The organism is Nonomuraea sp. NPDC050394 (genome assembly GCF_044459065.1).
Lineage (GTDB): Bacteria > Actinomycetota > Actinomycetes > Streptosporangiales > Streptosporangiaceae > Nonomuraea.
On the sequence record NZ_JBITIO010000013.1, the window covers coordinates 199,282 to 217,050 of the forward strand.

Consider the following 17,769-nt stretch of genomic DNA (forward strand, 5'->3'; position numbering starts at 1 on the left):
GGAGGGGTTACGTGGTGTAGAGCTCCTCGACCGTGTCCGCGAAGTCGCGCATGACGATGTTGCGCTTGATCTTCAGGGTCGGCGTCAGGTGGCCGCTCTCCTCGGTGATGTCGATGTCGAGCACCACGAACTTCTTGATCTGCTCGGCCCGCGAGACCATCAGGTTGGCGGTGTCGACCGCGGTCCGCACCTCGGCCAGGATCCGCGGGTCGCGGCTCAGCTCCGCCGCCGTCGCGCTCTCCGCGCCGTTCTCCTTCTTCCAGTGCTCCAGCGCCTCGGGGTCGAGTGTGATCAGCGCGCCGACGAACGGCCGGTCGTCGCCCACGATCATGGCCTGGGAGATGAGCGGGTACGCGCGCAGCGCGTCCTCCAGCGGGCCGGGGGCGACGTTCTTGCCCGCCGCGGTCACCAGGATCTCCTTCTTGCGGCCGGTGATGCGCAGGTAGCCGTCGTCGTCCAGCTCGCCCACGTCGCCCGTGTGGTACCAGCCTTCGGCGTCGACCGCCTCGGCCGTGGCCTGGTCGTTGTTCCAGTAGCCCGCGAAGACGTGGCGGCCCCTGACCAGGATCTCGCCGTCCTCGCCGATGCGCACCGTGACGCCGGGCAGCGGCTTGCCGACCGTGCCGATCTTGTTGCCGCCGGGCAGGTTGACCGTCGAGGGGGCCGAGGTCTCGGTCAGGCCGTAGCCTTCGAGCACCTCGATGCCCACGCCGCGGAAGAAGTGGCCCAGGCGCTCGCCCAGCGCCGAGCCGCCGCAGATCGCGGTGGACAGCCGGCCGCCGGTGGCCGCGCGCAGCTTGGAGTAGACGAGCCGGTCGAACAGCGCGTGCTTGAGCCGCAGCCCGAACCCGGCCGTGCCGGACGCCTTGCTGTAGGCGACCGCCACGTCCACCGCGCGGGCGAAGATCTTGCCCTTGCCGCCCTGGATCGCCTTCTGCTCGGCGCCGTTGTAGACCTTCTCGAAGACCCGCGGCACGCCGAGCAGCAGCGTCGGCCTGGCCGACACCAGGTCCGGCGCCACGTTCTTCATGTTCGGCGTGTGCGAGAGAACCGTTCCGGTCTCGATCGCGACCACCTGGATCAGCCGGGCGAAGACGTGGGCCAGCGGCAGGAACAGCAGCACCCCCGGCTCGTCGGTCATGAACACCGTCTCCAGCGGCCCGCCGGCCACGTTGCGCGCGGTGAACAGCATGTTGTCGTGGGTCAGCCGGCAGCCCTTGGGCCGCCCGGTGGTGCCCGAGGTGTAGATGATCGTGGCCAGGTCCGCGCCGGTCAGGGCGGTGCGGCGGCGCTCGATCTCCTCGCCGCCCACGCCGGAGCCGTCGAGCGCCTCGTCCATCCGCCAGATCGGCTTCAGCTCGGGCGCGGCCTCGCGTACGGTCTCCACGTGGTTGTCCAGTTCGGCGAAGACCGCCTTGGCGCCGCTGTCGGACAGGATCCAGCGCACCTGCTCGACCGAGGAGGTCTCGTAGACCGGGACCGAGACCGCGCCCGCGGCCCAGATCGCGTAGTCGGCGAGCGTCCACTCGTAACGGGTGCGGGAGATGATCGCGATCCGGTCGCCCGGTTCGATGCCCGCCGCGACCAGGCCCTTGGCCAGCGCCACGACCTGGTCCCTGAACTCGGCCGCGGTCACGGCCGGCCAGTCGTCACCCGATTTGCGCCGTAGCACCACCGCGCCCGGCTCCTGCTCGCCTCGCCTGAACACGGTGTCGGTCAGGCTGGCCGAAGCCGGCACATCCACCAGGACGGGGACGCTGTACTCGCGCACGGATCAAACTCCTCTTCGGGGACCGGCGAGACGTTACCGCGTTAAGTTACGCACCGGTAGCTTCGTCATACAGGCGTTATGAAGGGCAAACCTCATGCTAGCCGCCGCCGCTCATAGGATTTCCCGCATGCGGGTCCATGTCGTGAGCGATGTCCACGGAAGCGCCGAGGCGCTGGCCCGATCGGGCGACGGGGCCGACGCCCTGATCTGTCTCGGCGACCTCATCCTCTACATCGACTACGACGACCACGCGCAGGGGATCTTCGCCGACCTGTTCGGCGCCGAGAACGCGGCCGCGTTCATCGCCCTGCGCACCGCCAAGCGCTTCGACGAGGCCAGGGCCATGTCGGCGGAGCTGTGGAAGGGCCTCGGCGGCGACCCGCGCGAGCACATCGAGTCCAACGTGCGCAGGCAGTACGCCGCGCTGTTCGCCGCCATGCCCGAGCCCGCCTACCTCACCTACGGCAACGTGGACGTGCCGCGCCTGTGGGCCGACTACCTCAAGCCGGGGCACCGGGTGCTCGACGGGCAGGAGGCGGAGATCGGGGGATGGCGTTTCGGGTTCGTCGGGGGCGGGCTGAAGACGGCGTACCGCACGCCGTACGAGATCGAGGACGAGGAGTACGCGGCGAAGGTCGCCGCGCTCGGCGAGGTGGACGTGCTGTGCGCGCACATCCCGCCCGCGGTGCCGCAGCTGCTGTACGACACGGTCGCCAGGCGCTTCGAGCGCGGCAGCGAGGCGACGCTCGACTACATCCGGCGCGTCCAGCCGCGCTACGCCCTGTTCGGGCACGTTCACCAGCCGCTATACCAACGCACCAGGATCGGCCGCACCGAATGCGTGAACGTCGGCCATTTCCGGGGAAAGGGACGGCCGTTCGTCCTGGAGTGGTGAGCGGACCGATACTGTGGTCGCATGGCTGATCGCACCACTTCGAGCATCACCATCTCCGCAGACAGGGCCGCGGTCATGGCGGTCATCGCGGACCTGCCCGCGTACCCGGAATGGGCCGGCGCGGTCAAGAGCGCCGAGGTCCGCACCACCGGCGCCGACGGACGGCCGGCCGACGTGCGCTTCGTGCTCGACGCCGGCGTGATCAGCGACTCCTACACCCTCGGCTACACCTGGGACGACGACACCGGCGTCAGCTGGCGGGTCGTCGAGCAGGGCAAGATGATCTCCGAGCTCAGCGGGAGTTACCGGCTGGCCGAGACGGGCAGTGGCACCGAGGTGACCTACGAACTCGCCGTCGACCTCAAGGTCCCGATGATCGGCATGATCAAGCGCAAGGCCGAGAAGGTGATCGTCGACACGGCGCTCAAGGGCCTGAAGAAGCGGGTCGAGGTACGCACGTGAGTCCTCGTGTCCTGCTGTTCACCGGCAAGGGTGGCGTCGGCAAGACGACCGTCGCCGCGGCCACGGCCACGCTCGCGGCCAGCCGCGGGCTCAAGACGCTGGTGATCTCCACCGACACCGCCCACTCGCTGGCCGACGCCCTGGCCGTCCAGCCCGGCGAGATCGCCCCCGGCCTGCGCCTGCACCAGGTCGACACCCAGAAGTCCCTGGAGGAGCACTGGGGCGAGCTGCAGGACTACGCCCGCGGCGTGCTCGGCGAACTCGGCCTCGACCAGATCACCGCCGAGGAGATCACCGTCCTGCCCGGCGCCGAAGAGGTCATCGCGTTGCTGGAGCTGCGCGAGCACGCCCGCTCCGGCGGCTGGGACGTCATCGTGGTCGACTGCGCGCCCACCGCCGAGACGCTGCGCCTGCTCGCCCTGCCGGAGGCGCTCGACTGGCACGTCAGCCGCCTGCTGCCGGTCGGCCGCCGGATCATGAAGGTCGTCTCGCCGTTCATGCGCAGCGTCGCCCACGTCAGCGCGCCCGGCGACGACGTGGTCAGCGCCGGCGAGCGCCTGCACCGCGGGCTCATGGAGATCCGTGAGCTGCTCACCGGCCCCGGCGCGTCCGTGCGCCTCGTGCTCACGCCCGAGTCGGTGGTGCTCGCCGAAGCGCGCCGCACCCTCACCTCACTCAACCTGTACGGCTACCGCGTCGACGCCGTCATCGCCAACCGGGTCTTCCCCGCCGGCGACGCCGACGAGTGGCGCGCCCAGTGGGTACGCGCCCAGGCCCGGCTGCTGGCCGAGGCGGAGGAGTCGTTCGCGCCCCTGCCCATCCACGTGGTGCCCTACCTGCCCGCCGAACCCGTCGGCGCCGACGCCCTCACCGCCCTCGGCGAGAGCCTCTACGGCGAGAGCGACCCGTTCGCCCCGCCGGCCGTCGAAGCGCCGCTGGTCCTGACCGCCGACGAGCTCAGCCTGGCGCTGCCCGGGGCCACCAAGGGCGAGGTCGACCTGGCCCGCAAGCGGGACGAGCTGATCGTGACGGCCGGGCCGTACCGCAGGATCATCGCGCTGCCCGCGGCGCTCGCCCGCAGGAAGATCGGTGCCGCGGCGCTCCAGGACGGGTTCCTGAAGGTACGGTTCGTCTCAGGGAGCGAATCCGACGCAACGAACGGAGCGGACGACCGACGGAGGAGGTCGGCCGCGGAGTGAGTGAGGAGGATGAGCGACTCTTCGGCAGGGAGGGCCACATGACTGAGACGAGCAACGACAGGGATCCGATCGGATCCGTGGCTGACGAGGCGCGCAAGCTGTTCGGCGTGATCCAGGACCGCGCGACCAGACAGGTCGGCAAGACCGTCTTCAACTCCGTCGCCAGCACCGTCACCGGTGGCGGGCGCAGGGAGAAGGACGTGTGGGGCGAGGCCGTGTCCGAGCCCCACGACGAGTACATCTGCCGCGCCTGCCCGGTCTGTCGGGCGATCGCGGCGCGGCGGGAATCCGGCTCCGACGTGGCCGGGCACCTGGTGGCCGCGGGCGGCGAGCTGTTCGCCGCGGTCCGTGGCGCGTTCGACGCGCTGAACAGGCCCACCCCCGGGGCAGCCGAGAGGACTCGCGACCGCACGCGCGACGAGCGCGGCGGCGACGACGTGGAACACATCGACCTGGGGTGAGCATGCTGACTATCGGGGTGGACATCGGCGGCACGAAGGTCGCCGCCGGCGTGGTCGACGAGGACGGCGAGATCGTCGCGCACGCGCTGCGCCCGACGCCGGCCGACCAGCCGGACCTCGTCGCCGAGACCGTGGCCGACGTGGTCAAGGAACTCGCCGAGGGCCGCGAGATCGAGGCGATCGGCGTCGGCGCGGCCGGGTTCGTCGACGAGACCCGCTCGATCGTGCGCTTCGCCCCGAACCTCGCCTGGCGCGAGGAGCCCCTGCAGAAGAAGATCACCGGCCTGGTCGGCCTGCCGGTCGTCGTCGAGAACGACGCCAACGCGATGGCGTGGGGCGAGACCAACTTCGGCGCCGGACGCGGGCAGACCCACGTCGTCTGCATCACCGTCGGCACCGGCATCGGCGGCGGGCTCGTCTTCGACGGCAAGCTGTTTCGCGGCCGGTGGGGGATGGGCGCCGAGCTCGGGCACATGCAGGTCGTTCCCGAGGGACGGCTGTGCGGGTGCGGCAACCTCGGCTGCTGGGAGCAGTACGCCAGCGGCAACGCCCTCGTCGCCGACGCCCGGGAGATCGCCAGGCAGCAGCCCGAGCGGGCGCGGATCCTGTTCGAGCTGGCCGGGGAGAAGATCGAGGGCGAGGAGGTGACCGAGGCCGCCCGCAAGGGCGACGACGCCTCGCTGTCCGCGTTCGCCTCGCTGGCCGACTGGCTGGGGCAGGGCATGGCCGACCTGGCCGCCGTCCTCGACCCCGGCTGCTTCATCATCGGCGGCGGCGTCTCGCGCGCCGCCGACCTGTTCTTCGACCGGGCCAAGGAGACCTTCGCCCGTCAGCTCACCGGCCGCGGGCATCGTCCCGTCGCCGACATCCGGCTGGCCGAGCTCGGCGCCTCCGCCGGGGTCGTCGGCGCGGCCGACCTGGCGCGGCAGCGCTGACAGCGCCGCCGGACGGGGCTAGATTCCCCAGCGTGAGGGTCGGCACCTACAACGTGCGCGGGCTGAAGGACAGTGTGCCCGCGCTGGTCCGCGTGATCACGGCGATGCGCCCGGACGTGCTGTGCGTGCAGGAGGCGCCGCGCTTCCTCTACTGGCGCGGACGGCGCCAGGCGCTGGCCGAGGCGGCGGGCATGCGGGTGGCGGCCGGCGGGCGGCTCGGCGGGGTTTCGGTGTACGTGGGCCCGCGGGCGCGGGTCCTGCACGCCGAGCACCACGTGCTGAAGATCTTCGTCGGGCTGGAGATCCGGGGCGTGGCGATCGCCGTGGTCGAGCTGGAAGGGGTACGGCTGGCGGTCGCCTCCATCCACCTCGACCTGAGCGCCGCGGCCCGCTTCCGGCACGCGGCGGAGGCGCTGGGCCGGCTGGAGAAGGCCGCGGCGCGGTTCGGGGCCGTCCCGGTGGTGTGCGGGGACGTCAACGAGCAGAGTGACGCGCCCACCTGGCGTTACCTGGCCGGGCGGCTGGCGGACGCGTACGCGTGGGCGCCGCAGGGGGACGGGATGACGTTCACGGCCCGGGAGCCGCGCAAGCGGATCGACGGGGTGTTCACGGGCGCGGGGGTGCGGGTGGTGGCGTGCGGGGGTGTCGGGGCCGCCCGGGAAGATCTGATCTCCGCCACCGACCATCTGCCCGTCGTCGCCGAGCTGATCGGTCACGCCCAGGCAACGGTCAGCTGAACATCTTCCCGTGTCGATCCGCACACGCTGAGTGATCTTGCCCAGGTCGGGCCGGGTAATACGGGACCCCGGTGGCGCAAGGGCCCCGGTGCCGCCCGGGGCCTGATGGCGGGGTCCCCGGGCGGGCGTGCTCGCGCAGCCCGTACCATTTGCTCATGACCCGTCGCTCTCGGCGGCGTGCGCTCTCCCTGACCGCGGCGGTGTGTCTGGCGTCCTCGCTGGTCGCCCCGGCCGGAGCGGCGCATGCTGACCCTCGCCCTGCCACGATCGAGGCGTGGCAGCAGTCGACGAGCGCGCGGCTGGACGCCGACGGCTCGCTCTCCGACGTGCTGGCGTTGTCCGCGGGCGACATCTGGGCCGTGGGCCAGCAGGCGATCTGGGACGTCTGGAAGAATCGCGGCACCATCCGCCACTGGAACGGCAAGGCCTGGGGCGAGGTCGCCATCCGCGACTCCACCGGCGCGGGGAACCTGCGCAGCGTGGCCGCCGCGGCGCCGGGTGAGGTCTGGGCGCTGGGCGACGGGCACGACGGCCTGCCGTACCTGGCGAAGGGCGACCTCGCGGGCTTCGACCGCGTGCAGGTGCCGGGGCTCTGGAGCGGTGACTGGCTCGGCGGGCTCGACGCGCGCGGCGGGAAGGTCGTCGCGGTCGGGCGGCGCGACAAGACCGGGCTGATCGTCACGGGCCAGGGCAACTCCTGGACGGTGCAGAAGACCAAGGAGAAGGGCGCGCTCTACGCGGTCTCCTCGGGGTTCGCGGTCGGCGACACGGGGGAGCAGCCGCTGATCGTGCGGCAGTCGGGCGGTTCGTGGAAGGCGATGCCGGTCCCGTCGGTGCCCGGCGGCTACCTGCGCGACATCCAGGTCGACAACGCCAAGCGGGCGCTGGCCGTGGGCGGCGTCTACCACGGGCCGGGCAGCGTCGAGCCGCTCGTGCTGTCGTGGAACGGCAAGAAGTGGTCCCGCGAGAAGCTGCCCGCCATCGAGGCCCGTCTCTACGGCGTCACGGGCGACGGCAAGGGCCGCTACTGGATCGCCGGTTACGACGCGGCGCGGCCGACCGAGGGCTTCCTCATGCGGCAGGGCAAGGACGGATTCCAGGTGATCAGGGGCGGCGGCACGCTCAAGGGCCGCGACGCCGTACGCCTGCAGGCGGTGACCTATCTGCCGGGCAAGGGCACGGTGTGGGCGGTCGGGCACGTCGTGGACGCCACCGACCGCTACACCGACGTCGTGGAGACGTTCGGCCTGAAGACGCCCACCCAGTCCTGAGGGCGGGCGCTACAGGACCGCGCCGTCGTCCCAGCCCGAGTCGTTGGGCGGGCCGTCGCCCATCCGCACCACCAGCGCCACGAAGCCGCCGATGAAGGCGGCCACGGCGGTGAACAGCGCCCAGCCCTCCATCTCCCACTCGGCCATCGCGGCCAGCAGCAGATAGGCGGGGCCGCCGAACAGCGCCACCCAGGCCAGTTTGGTGGGCAGGTCGAGCTTGGGCAGCGGGGGCGGGGGAGGCGGCACGTAATGCCCCTCTTCCTCCTCCTCGCGCACCGGCTCGCTCTCGCCTTCGGGCTCGGCGAGATCGGTGTCGACCTCGCGGAACTCAGGCGGACGCACCACCCGCCGGGTCGGCTCCTCCGGCACGTTCTCGCTGTCGGGCCATGGTTGGTCGGCCGAGTCGCGCTCGGCTGTCTCGTTGAAGGACGCGACGATCTGACGCCAGACCTCGTCCTCGTCACTCTGGGGCGTCACCTACGCGCCTTCCCCCTGGGTGCGTTCAGTCCCTCTGCAAGGGTACCGAGGCATGTGTCCGGATGAAGTCGAGGCTCCCGGCAAAGATCCTGTCGGCATCATTATCCAGCGTCGCAACATGGTAGCTATCGGAGAGTTCCTCGATCGTCGCGTGTTTGAGGACTTGTCGTAGTATCCCGACCGATGTCGGCTTGACTACATGGTCATCGGTGCTGTGGTACACCAGCAGCGGCTGCGTGACCTTGGTCAGATCCGCCTGGACCAAGGACCACAACCTCGGCAGCGACGCCGCCGCCTTCACCGGGGTCCGCGTGTAGGCCAGCTCCCGCACCCCGGGCTTCTTGACGTCGTTGGCCACTCCGGGCACCGACGGCAGGAACCACTTGAGCACCGGCGCCAGCCTGAGCAGCGGCACGTCGAGCGCGATCGACGGGTTGACGACCACCACCCCCTTCACCGCCGGTCCGTGGACCTCCGCCAGCCGCAGCGCGAGGCAGCCGCCCAGCGACAACCCGGCCACGAACACCTCCGAGCACCGTCCGAGAAGATCCTGGAACGCCTTCTCCACCTCGGCGTACCAATCCTCCCAGCGGGTGCGGTTCATCTCCTGCCACGTCGTGCCGTGTCCCGGCTGGCGTGGCAGCGACACGCTCAGCCCGTGGCCGGCGAGGAACTCACCCCACGGCCGCAGCGACTGCGGCGTGCCGGTGAATCCATGGCACAACAACACGCCGACCGGACCGGCCTCGTGGTGGTATGGCTCAGCGCCAGACATGAGCGGCATGACAGCTCCCACAACATCGGCGTGGTTGTAATTCATCCCGGAATTGCCCGATCGTCGCACGGTTATCGCCGTAGTGCGAGAGCATGTGTAGGAGCATCGGCCCTGGGATGCGAAGATGACTCTGCTCGCAGAACCAGATTCGCGAAGGGGTGGCCGGGTGTTCTATTGGGTGGTCAAGGCCATCTTGGCGCCGATCCTCCACGTGGTGTTCCGCCCCTGGGCAGAGGGCGTCGAGAACGTTCCCAAGCACGGCCCGGCCATCCTCGCCGGCAACCACCTGTCGTTCGCCGACCACTTCTTCGGCCCGCTCCAGCTCCGCCGTAAGGTCATCTCGCTCGGCAAGTCCGACTACTTCACCGGCCGGGGCCTCAAGGGCTTCTTCACCCGGATGTTCTTCAGCGGGGTCGGCACCGTGCCCATCGACCGCTCCGGCGGCAAGGCCAGCGAAGCCGCCCTGCGTACCGGCAAGCGCATCCTGCGCGAGGGCAACGTCCTCGGCATCTACCCCGAGGGCACCCGCTCGCCCGACGGCCGCCTCTACAAGGGCAAGACCGGCGTGGCCCGCATGGCCCTGGAGTCGCGCGTCCCGGTGATCCCGTGGGCGATGGTCAACACCTACGAGATGATGCCGCCCGGCCGCGTTTTGCCCAAGCTCGGCATCCGTCCGGGCGTACGCTTCGGCAAGCCGCTCGACTTCTCCCGCTACTACGGCATGGAGGAGGACCGGCTCGTGCTGCGGGCGGTCACCGACGAGATCATGTACGCGCTCATGGAGCTGTCCGGCCAGGAGTACGTCGACAAGTACGCCGCCAGCGCCAGAGTCGAGATCGAGCGCGCCGCCCGCGCGGCGCGCCAGCAGTCCTAGTCCCGCAGCACGGCCTGCGCCTTGAGCAGCGCCTGTGTCATCGTGCGCAGTTCGTCGGGCGTGAGGTGGTCGATGAGGTACTCGCGCACCACGTCCACGTGCCCGGGCGCGGTGCGCTCCAGGCAGCGCAGGCCGTCGTCGGTCAGCACCGCCAGCACGCCCCGGTCGTCGGAGGGGCAGGTGGTGCGCTCCACCAGCCCCGCCTTCTCCAGCTGGGTGATCTGGTAGGTCAGCGCGCTCTTGGTGACCACGACTTCCCTGGCCAGCTGCGTCATCCGCAGCCGCCGGTCAGGCTCGTCGGACAGCCGCACGAGGATCTCGTACTGCGGATGCGTCAGGCCGGCTTCCGTCTTCAGCTGCTCCTCGATGCGCCGTTCGAGCAGGTGCGCGGTGAACAGGAAGGCCCGCCAGGCGGCCGCCTCCGTCTCGTCGAGCCACCGTGTCTGTGTCACCCCACCATTGCACCACCCCGGGCGGGCGCCCGCGCGATCACCTCTCACGCGCGGAACGGGCCGGTCACCTCGAACGTGTGCCCGTCGGTGCCGGCCCTGGCCCCCGTGCGGCCGCGCTGGGAGGAGAAGTAGAGGCGGGTGCCGTCCGGGCTGAAGGCGGGACCGGCCGGCTCGGAGTGTCCGTGCCCCTCCAGCCGGGCGAAGGGCGCCACCTCCCCGGCACGGGTGATCACGCTGATCACGAACCGCTCGCCCGGACCACCGGGGCGATTCACGTCGCGGACCGGCTCCAGCCGGCCGGTGCCGGCCGAGTAGCTCCACACCCGGCCGTCGCCCTCGCTGGTGAAGGAGCAGATCCCGTCCGCGTAGCGGCACCCTCGCGCGCCGTCGAAGCGCAGGGCGTCGGGCACCTGGAAGCGGGTCGGCTCGACCGGCGCCGCCGGTTGGGGCACCGGGCGCCACGCGCCGCCGGAGGTGAGCACCTCCAGCGTGCCCTCGGTGAGGTCGGCCCAGTCGCGGGGGCGGAAGCGGTAGAAGCAGCCGTCGGGCTCGTCCTCGGTCAGGTACACCACCTGGCGCTCCGGGTCGCAGGCCACCGCCCCGTGCCGGAACCTGCCCATCGCCAGGCGGGGGCGGGCGGCGCGCTCGCCGTACGGGTCGCACTCGAACACGCGGCCGCTCTCCGTCTCCTCGCACGACAGCCAGGTGTTCCACGGTGTCGCGCCGCCGGCGGAGTTGAGCGTGGTGCCCGGCAGGACGCGGTAGGCCTCGATCACGGTGCCGTTGGCGCCGAAGCACAGCGCGGAGGCCCCGCCCAGCAGGGGGACCTTCGAGTTGGAGACATAGATCCAGCCGTCGCCGTCGGGGAAACAGGCGCCGCCGGCGGGCGCCGCGTGCCACTTCAGGCCCGCCACCTTCCGCCCGCTTCTCGCGACGGTCCGGCTGGTGAATCCCTCGGGGAGCGCGAGCCCGTCGCCGTTGGGCGGCAGCAGCGGCCCGTACGGGCCGGCGTCGGCGCGGGCCGTACCCTGCCGGAGCGTGCCCACCGCCACGACGGCGCTCGCGCGGAGGGGCGTGCTGGGCAACATGCCGTCAGTCGATCGCACCGACGTGAATGGGAGGTACTCGCAAGGCCAAACTCTCCGCAAACCTGGGGCCACCGGTACCGCGGAGTCGGCACATTTCGATCATGACAGCACTACGGCTGGCGCCCGCGATCAAGACACGCAGGGCCCTGGTCTATCTCGACGGGACACCATCGGCGCCCCGCCTGGCCAGAGCGCTGCGCATGACCGGGTACGACGTGCGCACCGTGGAGGCCGCCGACGCGGCTCCGCGGGAGCTGGCGGCGTTCCTGACCTCGGCCCGGCCGGACGAACTGCTGCTGGTGCGCTGGCCGTCGGGCGCGGGATGGGCGCCGAGCTCGTTCACGCGGCTCATCGTGGACTTCGGCCGCCGCCTCGGTGACTCGCCCGCCGCCGCGCTGGTGCTGGTCGTGGACTTCGGCTGGGTCGTCAACGGCGACGGCGAGGCCCGGCTGAACGTGCCCGGCGACCCGCCCGTCGTCGCCGCCGCCCTGACCGCCTCCATGGCCTCCACGAGCGACCGGCCCGGTAGCGCGCCCAGCCTGACCGGGGTCCTGGCCGACGCGCTGCTGGCCGCCGACGGGCCCCTCACCATCGCCGACCTGCACGAACTGGCCACCGCCAGGTACGCGGGCTCCGGGCTGACCGCGATGCTCTTCAGCCACGGCGACATCGCGCACGTGCCGGTCGGCACCGGGCAGCGGTTCACGGCCGATCCGGCCAGGCGGCGCAGGGACGCCCAGCGGCGGGCCGTACGGCCGCGCACGCTGCTGGCCTCCGACCGCTGGACGCTCGACGACCGGCTGGGCCACCGCGTCTACGCCGAGGCGATCGCGGCGTTCCTGCGGCACCGGGACACCTCGCCGCCGCTGACGATCGGCATCAAGGGGCCGTGGGGTGCGGGCAAGACCTCGCTCATGCGGATGGTGCAGGAACTGCTGGATCCGCCGGGGTCGGGCGGGCTGCGGTTGCGGCGCCGTACGGGGAGGCTGACCAATCTCGACGTGCTCGGCCGGCTGCGCGTGCGGCGGCCCGCCGACGCGTGCGCGCAGGCGCCCGCGGACGCGGGCTGGCGGCCGACGGTGTGGTTCAACCCCTGGATGTACCAGAACGGCGAGCAGGTCTGGGCCGGGCTCGCCCACGAGATCATCAGCCAGATCACCGGCCGGCTGCCGGCCGCCGAGCGCGAGCGCTTCTGGCTGGAGCTGAACCTGTCGCGCATCGACACCGAGGAGGTGCGCCGGCGCATGTACTGGCTGGCGCTGACCCGCCTCGCGCCCGTGGCGCTCGGGCTGCTGGCCACGGGGCTGGTCACCGCCGCCTGCGTGGCCGCCAGCGCCCTGTTCCCCTCCTTGCAGGGTACGGCTGCCGCCGTCGCCTCGGCCGGCTGCCTGGCCTCGGTGGGCGCGGGGGTGATGCGGATGGCGAGGTTCCTGGCCGAGTCGGCGGACGGCGCCTTCGGCCCGCTGGTGCGCCAGCCCGATCCGCTGGCCCGCTTCGGCGTGGCCGACCAGGGCTACCGCAACCAGGCCGGGCTGCTGCACCTGGTCCAGGGCGACATGCGGCGGGTCCTGGACCTGGTCGCCACCGAGGAACGCCCGCTGGTGGTCTTCGTCGACGACCTCGACCGCTGCTCGCCCGGAACGGTGTCGCAGGTGATCGAGGCGATCAACCTGTTCGTGGCCGGTGACTTCGGCAACTGCGTGTTCGTGCTGGGCATGGAGCCCGAGGTGGTCGCGGCGCACGTCGGGCTGGCCTACCGGGAACTGATGGGGACGCTGCCCGACGAGCGCACCAACCGGCTCGGCTGGCGTTTCCTGGAGAAGATCGTGCAGTTGCCGTTGAGCGTCCCGTCACTGGACGAGGGCGCGCCCGACTACATCAAGGAGGTACTGGGGCTGCGCTCGTCCGCGCCCCTCGCCCAGCCCGTGCCGGAGCCTGGGGCGGACCTCGTCGACCGGCTGGAGACGGCGATCCGCAGCCTGTCGCCGACGATCGAGACGCTGGACCAGGCGGCCCGCAGCGCGCGGGCGGCGGCGGGACCGTCCGAGGCGGCCTCCCTCGCCGCCGCCCGTGCCGCCGACCGGGTGTTCGACGAGCTCTACAGCGATGAGCGGGCCTGCCGGGCGGTGGAGACGGCGCTGCCCGCGCTCAACCTCACCAATCCGCGCGAGGTGAAGCGGTACCTGAACGTCTTCCGCTTCTACTCCTTCATCACCTACCGCCGCCATCTGGCCGGGCAGCCGCATCACGGTGACGAGTGCGTGGCCAAGGTGGCGGCGCTGACGATCAGGTGGCCGCACCTGTTGTGGGCGCTGGCGCAGGAGGCGCACCCCGGGGCCACGGTGCTCGAACGGCTGGAGGAGGCGGCGCTGTCGTGCGACGGCGACGGGTGGGCGCGCACGATGGCGGAGGCCGGGCTGGCTGAGGAGGAGGCGTTGCGCCAGCTCCTGGCCACCCGGCCACCGATCGCCGCATTGGTCCGCACACTGCTTTAGCGCAGCGGTGCTTCTCTAGCGCTGAGCCCTTCTCTAGCGCTGTGCCTGGAACATCCAGTGCTGCTTCTCGATGTCCTGCGCGACCGCGATGAGCAGGTCCTGGGTGACCGGGTCCGGCTCGTCGGTGGCGGCGATGTGCTCGCGCAGACGCTGGATGACGCCCTCGAGGATGTCGGTGAACAGGGCGACGACCTTGCCGTCCTCGATCCACGCCCGCTCGGGCTGGGCCAGCTTCGTCGAGCCGGCGACGGTGGCGGCCCGGCCGTCCGGGTTCAGTCCCAGCGCCACGGCCCGCTCGGCGAGCGTGTCGGCGTGCTCGCGCACGATCGCGACGAGTTCGTCGAGCTGCAGGTGCAGCGGGCGGAAGTGCGCGCCGATGACGTTCCAGTGCGCCTGCTTGGCGACCAGGGAGAGGTCGACGAGGTCCACCAGCGCGCCCTGGAGCGCGTCGGCCACGACCTTCTTGGCGTCTCCGGAGAGAGGTCCGGTGATCGCTGCCATATCTGAATCCTCCTTCTCGATCCGCTTCCTCTCTTTTCAACAGATCTTGCTGCCCGATTCTTCCGCATTGACACTGTAATAATGACAGTGTAATTGTGAGGGTATGAGGGATACCTGGACCATCGGCGAGCTGGCTGAGCGGGCGGCGGACGCGCTTCGGCCCGGTCTCCAGCGCGCCAACGGCCGGATCCGCGAGGTGCCCGGCGAGCGTCTCATCCGCTGGTACACGACCATCGGCCTCGTCGACCCGCCCCTGACCAGACGCGGCCGCCTCGCCCAGTACGGCAGGCGGCACCTGCTCCAGGTCGTGGCGGTCAAACGACTGCAGGCCGAGGGCCACTCGATCGCCGAGATCCAGACCCGCCTGACCGGCGCCACCGACGCCATGCTGGAGGCCACCGCCCACCTGGACCTTCCTGGCGGCGACCTGGGCGACGGCTTGGGTGGCGACCTGGGGGGCGATCTGGGCGAAGGCTTGGGTGGCGAGCTTCCCGACGGGACCCGGGACGAGGCCCCCCGCCCCCGCTTCTGGGCCTCCCACCCCACAACGGAACCCACCCCATCGAGACCCACCACACAGGCCGGGCCGGGAGGGCCGCCCCGGGCGGAGCCCTTCGCGCGCTCCGCCGACGGTGCTTCCGCCGGTGCAGGTCAGCCCGAGGCGGCTGTCGCGTCCTCCCAGGGTCCGTCCTCCCCGGGTTCTGCCTCCGGGTGTTCTGCCCCGGAGGCCGCGCGTGGGCTCGCGGGGGACGCCACCCAGGAGACCGCCCGGAAAGCCCCGCGGGAGGCTGCCCGCGAAGCCGTATCGGCGGCCGTCCAGAAAGTCACCCGGCAACCCGATCGGGGTGGTGGGCGGGTTTCCGGTGTGTGGCTGGCGCCTGGGGTGGCGCTGGTGCTGGATGGCGCCGGCCGTACCCCCACAGACGATGACATCGAGGCAGTCCTCGCCGCGGCCGGACCGCTTCTTCAGGTGCTACAGGAGAGGAAGCTCACATGAAGATCACTTCTCTCGATCCGGCCCGCTGCCTGCCGCTGCCCGACGCCGGGCTGGGGGCGCTGGAGACCGGGCGCGGCAACCTCCCGCTGGAGAGCGTCGACGTGGCCGCCTCCATCTCGGGGCTGGTCGCGGGGGTGGAGGTCGCGCAGGGGTTCAGGAACCCGTTCGAGGTGCCGCTGGAGGCCACCTACGTCTTCCCGCTGCCCGACCGCGCCGCCGTCACCGCCTTCCGCATGGAGGCCGACGACCGGGTGATCGAGGGTGTGCTCAAGGAACGCGGTGAGGCCAGGGCCGACTACGACCAGGCATTGCGCGAGGGGCGGCGGGCGGCGATCGCGGAGGAGGATCGGCCGGACGTGTTCACGATCCGGGTGGGCAACATCGTGCCGGGCGAGCGGGTCACCGTCCGGCTGACGCTGAGCCAGCCGCTTCCCTACGAGGACGGCGCCGCCACCTTCCGCTTCCCGCTGGTGGTCGCGCCGCGCTACGTTCCCGGCGCGCCGCTGGACGGGACGCCCGCGGGTGACGGCGTGGTGCCCGACACCGACGCGGTGCCGGACGCCTCCCGCATCTCGCCGCCGGTGCTGCTGCCGGGCTTCCCGAATCCGGTACGGCTGTCGCTCACGGTCGACGTGGACGCCGCCGGCCTCGAACTGCGCGAGCTGGCCTCCAGCCTGCACCTCGTCCGGCGGGAGGGCGACCGGCTCAGCCTGGAGCCGGGCGAACGGCTGGACCGGGACTTCATCCTGCGCCTCGGGTTCGACGCCTCGACGGCGCTGCAGCTCGACGGCGCCGGGACGTTCGCGCTCACCGTGGTGCCGCCGCCGCTTGCCGGGACGCGTACGCCGCGGGACCTGGTGCTGCTGCTCGACCGTTCGGGCAGCATGGGCGGCTGGAAGATGGTCGCCGCCCGCCGCGCCGCCTCCCGCATCGTCGACACGCTCACCGACCAGGACCGCTTCGCCGTACTCGCGTTCGACTCCTACGTCGAGGCGGCCTTCGACGGCCTGCGCGAGGCGAGCGACCGCAACCGCTACCGGGCCGTCGAGCACCTGTCGCGCATGGACGCCCGCGGCGGCACCGAGCTCCTCGAACCCCTGCGCCAGGCGATCACCCTGCTCGGCGAGACCACCCGCGAACGCGTGATCGTCCTGGTCACCGACGGCCAGGTCGGCAACGAGGACCAGATCCTCGAGCAGACCGGCGGCGCGCTGTCGGCCATGCGGGTGCACACGGTCGGCATCGACCAGGCGGTCAACGCCGGGTTCCTGAGCCGCCTGGCCGGCCTCGGCGCCGGGCGCTGCGAACTGGTCGAGTCGGAGGACCGGCTCGACGCCGCCATGGAGCAGATCCACCGCAGGATCGGCGCGCCGCTGGTGACCGACCTGTCGCTGAAGGGCCTGGAGACCGAGCCGGGCACCGTCACGCACCTGGGCTCGATCTTCCCCGGGGTGCCGCTGCGCGTGTACGGCCGATACCGCGAGGCCGCCGCCGTGACCGTGCGCGGGCTGGCCGCGGGCGCGCCATGGGAGGAGCAGGTGCCCGCCACCGTCGTGGACAACCCCGCGCTCAGGGCCGTCTGGGCCCGCGCCCACCTGCGCGAGCTGGAGGACCGCTACGCGATGGGCGAGCACGAACTGGAGGGCCAGATCGTGCGGACCTCTCTGGAGTACGGCGTGCTGTGCCGCTTCACCGCCTACGTGGCCGCCGACACCCGGCAGGTCGCCGAGGGCGGACCGGAGCACCGGGTGATACAGCCGGTCGAGATGCCACGCGGCTGGGACATGCCCGCCGCCGCCCCGATGGCCGCGGCCGCCTTCCACATGCCGGCGCCCGGTTCACCCCTGTCCGGGCCGGTCGCCGAGATCCACGAGGCCTCCGACGGCATGGCGAGCTACGGCGGAGCGGGCGGCGCCGCCGGTCCGCGCGGATTCACCCCGCCTCCTCCCGCGGGCGGCGGCCAGGCGATGAAGCGCGGACGGGGCTTCGCGCGGGCCATGCCCGCCGCCCGGCCCATGGCCCCGGGCGCGGTGCGTCACTCCCTCGACGCGGTACGCCCGCAACTGGTGGCCGAACTCGACCGCCTGAAGGCGGCCCGAGGCGTACCCGACCCCCTGTACCTGGCCGACCTGGCCTCCCGGCTGGCCGTGCTCGCCGCCTTCCTGGGCGGGCACGCGGAACTGGCGGCACTGGCCCGCGAACTGGAGTCCGCCGACCGGCCGGGCGCCGACCTGGCCGCCCTGTGGGCCCGCGCCATCGAGGTCCTCACCTCCATGACCTCGGACGGAGGAACCTCGGACGGAGGAACCTCGGACGGCACCCCCAGAACCGCCTTCTGGAAGCGCCCTTGACCACCCGATGTGGGCGCCGGAACCTCCA

At 71.9% G+C, this 17,769-nt stretch carries 17 protein-coding genes; 11 read left to right on the top strand and 6 right to left on the bottom strand.

The annotated features are described in order from the left end of the window. Window positions 1-7 precede the first annotated feature (7 nt). Window positions 8-1,771 carry an AMP-dependent synthetase/ligase gene (locus ACIBKY_RS39870; protein WP_397105274.1) on the bottom strand — a complete coding sequence of 588 codons (1,764 nt, stop codon included), beginning with the start codon at window positions 1,769-1,771 and terminating at the stop codon, window positions 8-10. A 127-nt stretch (window positions 1,772-1,898) separates the two neighbouring features. On the opposite strand from ACIBKY_RS39870, the gene ACIBKY_RS39875 reads away from it, so the two are divergent. The 7 genes from ACIBKY_RS39875 to ACIBKY_RS39905 all read left to right on the top strand — a co-directional run bounded on the left by ACIBKY_RS39875 (window position 1,899) and on the right by ACIBKY_RS39905 (window position 7,731). After that, window positions 1,899-2,666 carry a metallophosphoesterase gene (locus tag ACIBKY_RS39875; RefSeq protein ID WP_397105276.1) on the top strand — a complete coding sequence of 256 codons (768 nt, stop codon included), beginning with the start codon at window positions 1,899-1,901 and terminating at the stop codon, window positions 2,664-2,666. A gap of 21 nt (window positions 2,667-2,687) precedes the next feature. Next, the gene (locus tag ACIBKY_RS39880; RefSeq protein WP_397105278.1) at window positions 2,688-3,128 is read left to right on the top strand and encodes an SRPBCC family protein; all 441 of its coding nucleotides are present in this window, start codon (window positions 2,688-2,690) and stop codon (window positions 3,126-3,128) included. After that, complete coding sequence (locus ACIBKY_RS39885) at window positions 3,125-4,327, top strand: ArsA family ATPase (protein ID WP_397105280.1); 1,203 nt, start codon at window positions 3,125-3,127, stop codon at window positions 4,325-4,327. Before ACIBKY_RS39880 ends, ACIBKY_RS39885 begins: the two co-directional genes overlap by 4 nt. Window positions 4,328-4,365: 38 nt before the next feature. After that, the gene (locus ACIBKY_RS39890) at window positions 4,366-4,788 is read left to right on the top strand and encodes a DUF5304 family protein (RefSeq protein WP_397105282.1); all 423 of its coding nucleotides are present in this window, start codon (window positions 4,366-4,368) and stop codon (window positions 4,786-4,788) included. Between the two features lie 2 nt (window positions 4,789-4,790). Continuing rightward, window positions 4,791-5,723, top strand: a complete 933-nt coding sequence (locus ACIBKY_RS39895) for an ROK family glucokinase (protein WP_397105465.1) — start codon at window positions 4,791-4,793, stop codon at window positions 5,721-5,723. A gap of 32 nt (window positions 5,724-5,755) precedes the next feature. Beyond that, entirely contained in the window at window positions 5,756-6,460 is a 705-nt protein-coding gene (locus ACIBKY_RS39900; protein WP_397105284.1) for an endonuclease/exonuclease/phosphatase family protein, read from the top strand. A gap of 155 nt (window positions 6,461-6,615) precedes the next feature. Continuing rightward, complete coding sequence (locus ACIBKY_RS39905; RefSeq protein WP_397105286.1) at window positions 6,616-7,731, top strand: hypothetical protein; 1,116 nt, start codon at window positions 6,616-6,618, stop codon at window positions 7,729-7,731. A gap of 9 nt (window positions 7,732-7,740) precedes the next feature. Here ACIBKY_RS39905 and ACIBKY_RS39910 read toward each other — a convergent pair whose 3' ends face one another. Both ACIBKY_RS39910 and ACIBKY_RS39915 read right to left on the bottom strand, forming a co-directional pair. Continuing rightward, entirely contained in the window at window positions 7,741-8,208 is a 468-nt protein-coding gene (locus ACIBKY_RS39910; RefSeq protein ID WP_397105288.1) for a hypothetical protein, read from the bottom strand. A 25-nt stretch (window positions 8,209-8,233) separates the two neighbouring features. Beyond that, complete coding sequence (locus ACIBKY_RS39915) at window positions 8,234-8,992, bottom strand: alpha/beta hydrolase (protein ID WP_397105467.1); 759 nt, start codon at window positions 8,990-8,992, stop codon at window positions 8,234-8,236. 157 nt (window positions 8,993-9,149) lie between these two features. Between ACIBKY_RS39915 and ACIBKY_RS39920 the strand changes: the two genes are divergently transcribed. Beyond that, a complete protein-coding gene (locus tag ACIBKY_RS39920) occupies window positions 9,150-9,857 on the top strand; it encodes a lysophospholipid acyltransferase family protein (protein WP_397105290.1) in 708 nt (235 codons plus the stop codon). Here the strand turns inward: ACIBKY_RS39920 and ACIBKY_RS39925 are convergent. Both ACIBKY_RS39925 and ACIBKY_RS39930 read right to left on the bottom strand, forming a co-directional pair. Next, window positions 9,854-10,309, bottom strand: coding sequence for a MarR family winged helix-turn-helix transcriptional regulator (locus ACIBKY_RS39925; protein WP_397105292.1), 456 nt, complete (start codon window positions 10,307-10,309; stop codon window positions 9,854-9,856). The genes ACIBKY_RS39920 and ACIBKY_RS39925 overlap by 4 nt on opposite strands. 44 nt (window positions 10,310-10,353) lie before the next feature. Beyond that, on the bottom strand, window positions 10,354-11,397 hold the full coding sequence (locus tag ACIBKY_RS39930; protein ID WP_397105294.1) for an alkaline phosphatase PhoX: 1,044 nt from the start codon (window positions 11,395-11,397) through the stop codon (window positions 10,354-10,356). A gap of 101 nt (window positions 11,398-11,498) precedes the next feature. On the opposite strand from ACIBKY_RS39930, the gene ACIBKY_RS39935 reads away from it, so the two are divergent. Continuing rightward, entirely contained in the window at window positions 11,499-13,892 is a 2,394-nt protein-coding gene (locus ACIBKY_RS39935) for a P-loop NTPase fold protein (RefSeq protein WP_397105296.1), read from the top strand. Between the two features lie 33 nt (window positions 13,893-13,925). Here the strand turns inward: ACIBKY_RS39935 and ACIBKY_RS39940 are convergent, their stop codons facing one another. After that, window positions 13,926-14,393, bottom strand: coding sequence for a Dps family protein (locus ACIBKY_RS39940; RefSeq protein WP_397105298.1), 468 nt, complete (start codon window positions 14,391-14,393; stop codon window positions 13,926-13,928). Between the two features lie 103 nt (window positions 14,394-14,496). Between ACIBKY_RS39940 and ACIBKY_RS39945 the strand changes: the two genes are divergently transcribed. Together ACIBKY_RS39945 and ACIBKY_RS39950 are read left to right on the top strand one after the other, a co-directional pair. Beyond that, window positions 14,497-15,390 carry a helix-turn-helix domain-containing protein gene (locus tag ACIBKY_RS39945; protein ID WP_397105300.1) on the top strand — a complete coding sequence of 298 codons (894 nt, stop codon included), beginning with the start codon at window positions 14,497-14,499 and terminating at the stop codon, window positions 15,388-15,390. After that, window positions 15,387-17,741, top strand: coding sequence for a VIT domain-containing protein (locus ACIBKY_RS39950; protein WP_397105302.1), 2,355 nt, complete (start codon window positions 15,387-15,389; stop codon window positions 17,739-17,741). The genes ACIBKY_RS39945 and ACIBKY_RS39950 overlap by 4 nt, the downstream gene beginning before the upstream one ends. The last annotated feature ends 28 nt before the right edge of the window (window positions 17,742-17,769 follow it).